Origin of the sequence: Rothia sp. (in: high G+C Gram-positive bacteria) (assembly GCF_030540545.1) — a bacterium.
Classification (GTDB): Bacteria; Actinomycetota; Actinomycetes; order Actinomycetales; family Micrococcaceae; genus Rothia.
In genome coordinates, this window is sequence record NZ_JAUNVZ010000047.1 from 1 (window position 1) to 1347 (window position 1347).

Here is a 1347-nt window from a genome sequence, read left to right on the forward strand (position 1 = left end):
GGTTCTGCCGGTGCACCTCAAACATGCCGCGGGTGCGGCGCGACTCGCCCGCAATCAGATACCCGTCAATCTGCAGCACCTCCTTCGCCCAATGCTCATACCAGCGGCGAGTGCCCGCCGGGCGGCAGCACACCTTCGTCACAGCAAGCTTAGTGCCCATTACCCGCTCAATGCGCACCGCAACCTCAAGGCCCCGCTCATTCGGTGCCGGGAACCGCAGAATCAGGGCGTTGCGGGCAGCCTGGCGCATATCGGCGAGGGTCTCAGTAAACGAACCGAGCGCAGGGTGGGCGTGCATGCTCATTACCCGGTCATACACGTGAGAAGGGCGAGCCACATTAAACGCGCGCCCGGCGGTAATAACCTCCGCAATGGTGCGCCCAATAGCATCAATATTGTAGACGTTGGTGGTGAGAACGGTGCCCGCGTTCATGAGGAACTGCAAATCGGCATTAACAACCTCGTCGGCGAGGCACAGAGTCTTCTTCTCTACCATGGCGGTGATTTCCTTCCGGGAGCTTTATCTGATGCTCTTAAGCTACAGTCACCCCCTGACGGGTTAAGAAGATTTTTCGGCGCAGCGCCCCCCAGAAGTAAAATTTTGAGCATTTTTAGCCCATCATTTCCCCAACGCACAGCCGCGGAGGGTGCGTAAACTACCGCACTTTACGCAGAAGCCACAGCATGTACACCCCACCGACCGCCCCGGTGGCCAGCCCCACCGGGATCTGAAACGGTGCCAACACCCGCATCGCAGCATAATCGGCAACCACCAGAAGAACCGCGCCCAGAAAAGGCGCACGGCACCGCAAAATGTGTTCTGATGGTTGTAGCATTGAACCAACCACCCGGAGGAACGTATGAATACCACCGAGCAGAATGCGGCTAAAAACACCGAAGCGCGGGTACGCCGAGTTCTGGGCATGCTCAATGAGGGGAAACTGAAACAGGCCATCAGGATTACGGCAACCCCATCGCAGCAGCCGCTGCCGAAGGCCGCCTCCAAGTTCGGGGGAGTGCCGTACCTGCCTGCGGGAGAGCCCGCACCGGCGAACGCATCTGGCCAGCCCTTGGGCATGATCGCGCAGATTAACTGTGCGCAGCTGCCGCAGAATAATATTTACCCGAAGAGCGGTATGCTTCAATTTTGGATTGACCCTCACGACACCGTGTGGGGGTATGACTATAACAAGCCTGCGGTTCAAGAGAACTGGCGGGTGCTCTACTACGAGAGCGTGGGTGAGTCGAACCCGGATGCGCCGCTGCCGGTGATTGACTGGGATATGGTCGGCTGGCCTATCGAACCGGAGAGCGTGGAATTTGCGCTCTCGTTCAGCCTGGTTGAGC

At 58.7% G+C, this 1347-nt stretch carries 2 protein-coding genes and 1 pseudogene; 1 reads left to right on the forward strand and 2 read right to left on the reverse strand.

The genetic code is table 11. From position 1 onward, the window contains the following. Both Q4P78_RS08810 and Q4P78_RS08815 read right to left on the reverse strand, forming a co-directional pair. A pseudogene (locus Q4P78_RS08810) lies at positions 1-496 on the reverse strand (hypothetical protein); the annotation flags it as partial. Positions 497-656: 160 nt separating this feature from the next. Beyond that, positions 657-836 carry an iron chelate uptake ABC transporter family permease subunit gene (locus Q4P78_RS08815; protein WP_303340003.1) on the reverse strand — a complete coding sequence of 60 codons (180 nt, stop codon included), beginning with the start codon at positions 834-836 and terminating at the stop codon, positions 657-659. A 24-nt stretch (positions 837-860) separates the two neighbouring features. Between Q4P78_RS08815 and Q4P78_RS08820 the strand changes: the two genes are divergently transcribed. Next, positions 861-1347, forward strand: a 487-nt coding sequence (locus tag Q4P78_RS08820) for a YwqG family protein (protein WP_303340004.1), incomplete at its 3' end; no start/stop codon positions are given.